The following is a 2,626-nucleotide window of genomic DNA, read 5'->3' as shown; positions in this document are numbered from 1 at the left end:
CTGATCGTCTGAGAGAGATCCGGGGTGCCAGCTCTATCCTCGACCGACTCAACCGTGAGATCATGGGAGCCATCGCCAGGGATCTCGATCCCAACGCGCAGGTGGTCTATGCCAATGGCGGCTCAGGCCTCTTCCTGCTAGCCGAGGACAAAGCCGAGGAGTTCGTAAGACGGGTTCAGGCAAAATACCGTGAAGAAACCCGGGGTGGGGCTACTGTCACTGGTGCTGTGCAACGGCTGCCAGCGGAGCTAACTGAGCAAGATCTTGAGCAGGCTAACCTGCACCAGCAGCTTGATCTGCTGCGCTACAAGCTGCGCCGCGCCAAGGAGTGCCCACCGGCCATCGTGGCCCTGCCATCCCATCCGCTGCTCCAGCTCTGCGACTCCTGCGGCCTTGCATATGCTACCGGGCAAAGCCCCTGGAGAGAGCCTCGGGGGGAAGAACAGCGTTACTGCTCTGTCTGCCTTCAGAAAAGAAGAGAGGATGCTCAGATCAAGAAAAGTATTGAGAGAATGGCAGCCAGGCCCCAGGAGGTGAGCCCCGGCTCTGACGAGGAGGCGAAGCGAGCAGTACTCTGGGCCAACCTGATCTATCGCTTAAATAGAATAGCGCCTGATTACTTTCTGGAAGATGGCAAGCCAATCGTGCCAAAGCGCCCGCGAGATATCGATACCCTCTGCTTCGTCGCCAGTGCCGGTCGAGGCAGCATCAGAGATTACCTTGGTCTGATCTATGCTGATGGCAACGGCATGGGCAGCCGGATTGAAAAACTCTCCACTCTTGGCGAAATCGAAAAATTTGCCAGGAGCATCGACGATGCCATCTACAAGGCCCTGGCCTCCGCTGTTGCCAGGTACCTTTCTCCGGTCCACGTCAGTGGCCTGCTCGCTGAAGAGGACGAGGAAAATGGCCAGGCGGAACAAGGTGGTCAACCGCAAAAAGATGGTTATTTCTTCCCTTTCGACGTGCTTCTGCTCGGCGGTGACGACCTGATGCTGCTGACCAGCGGCGATCGTGCTCTTAGCGTGGCGCTGGAGGTGGCCCGTGTCTTCCGCGCGGAGGCTCATGAGCAGCAGGGCACGCTCTCAGTGGGAGTAGTTTTTGCCCCTCTGAAGTATCCGTTCGGCCTGCTGCACGATTTGGCAGAGAATGCGCTCAGATTCGCTAAGAAGCAGGCTCGTCTGGACCAGTGGCGTGACGCTGGAGATGGCGACGACACGCGCATCAATTTCCTAGTTGTCGCTGGCGCCAGTACTCACGAATTCGACTATCTCTACAAGACCGCCTACTGCAGGCATGAGGCCAACGCCGAATTCCGTGCCACGTTGCGCCCCTATCGGCTCCCCGAGCTGGAAGATCTACTACAAGCTATTCGCGAGGCGAAGCGCCTGGGTTTTCCGCGCTCTAAGTTGCATCAGCTACGCGAGGCTATTCTCAAAATGAACCGGACCAGTACCGTGCTCGAGGCCCTGGCGGCTTTGCAGGGCTGCCGCGACCAAGAGCGCGAGTTTCTGCTGAGATGGCTCTATGGGTTCAATCAGCGCTATCTCCTCCAGAATGGCCAGCCAGCAAAAGGTGCCGGCAACATCCAGGGGTTCCCGCGAGTGATCTTCCCCTGGTCGCATCTACAGGCCCCAGGCCAGTCGGGACGAGAGATTTACCTGACCCCTCTGCTTGACCTGGTCGAACTCTACGATTTTGTAGCCGCACAGGAGGGCGAGCGTGAAAGCGAGGACTGACCGCCTGTCGATCGATTACAGCTTAACCTTCCTTACTCCCTTCCATTTTGGGACTGGCTTCCGCCGGGGATTGGTCGATCGTACAGTAGCGCGTGATCAGCAGGGCTGGCTCTACGTACCCGGGGCTACCTTTAAGGGGGCCGTCCGCGAACGCTGCGAGCAACTGGCCCGCACCTACGAAGAGCTGGCTGAAATGTACCAGCTCATGGCTACTCCGCACGATGATGAGCTGGCCCTGCGCGGCCTCGGGTCACGCGTCAGCATGATCACACGTATCTTCGGCTCGCAGATGCTGCCCGGAACGCTCTTCTTTGACAACGCTCGCCTCTCGGCAGCCTCAGAGGCGGCTTCGACTGCAGAAACAGCATCCACAACAGAGGGGGTGCAAGAGTCCCCCGAAGCTCTGGTAACCCCCTATATCCAGGTGCGTCTGCGGCGCCTCACGCGCACGGCGGTCCCTGGTGCCCTCTATACTAGCGAGTTTGGTCGGCGCCATCTGACTTTCCACGGCACGATTCGCGGCTGGCTGACCTGTCTGCCTCTTGATGAGAGACCGCGTAGCCCAACCTACTCACTGCTGCTCCTGCTCGCGGGCCTGCATCTGGTCGAGCGACTCGGAGCCAACAAGTCAACTGGTAAGGGACGTTGTCGCTGCGATGTGCTGCGTCTGGAAATCAACGGTGAGGAGTATCCTCCCGAAGAATGGCGCGGCTGGCTGGCGCGTCTCGACGAACTGATGTACTATTCGACGGCGCAGGAGGATGAAGAATGAAAGCTTTCGCCCTGCAGCTGCAAGCCCGCGCACCGCTGGCCATTCGCGCTGATCATGCCCCCTCTGGCTTTGGTTGCCTGGACTACCTGCCTGGCACGAGCCTGGCTGGTAGCCT

The 2,626-nt window shown here is 59.2% G+C and carries 2 protein-coding genes; both read left to right on the top strand.

Annotated features, from left to right (window positions below):
* The coding region (locus tag IRZ24_RS19175) for a hypothetical protein (RefSeq protein ID WP_297168005.1) at nt 1–1,739 on the top strand (1,739 nt) is incomplete at its 5' end.
* A complete protein-coding gene (locus IRZ24_RS19170) occupies nt 1,723–2,511 on the top strand; it encodes an RAMP superfamily CRISPR-associated protein (protein WP_297168002.1) in 789 nt (262 codons plus the stop codon). The genes IRZ24_RS19175 and IRZ24_RS19170, both read left to right, overlap by 17 nt.
* Nucleotides 2,512–2,626: the final 115 nt, after the last annotated feature.

The organism is Thermogemmatispora sp. (genome assembly GCF_019683755.1).
Taxonomy (GTDB): domain Bacteria; phylum Chloroflexota; class Ktedonobacteria; order Ktedonobacterales; family Ktedonobacteraceae; genus Thermogemmatispora.
Note: the sequence above shows the minus strand (reverse complement) of the source record. Positions and strands in the feature narration are given on the sequence as shown.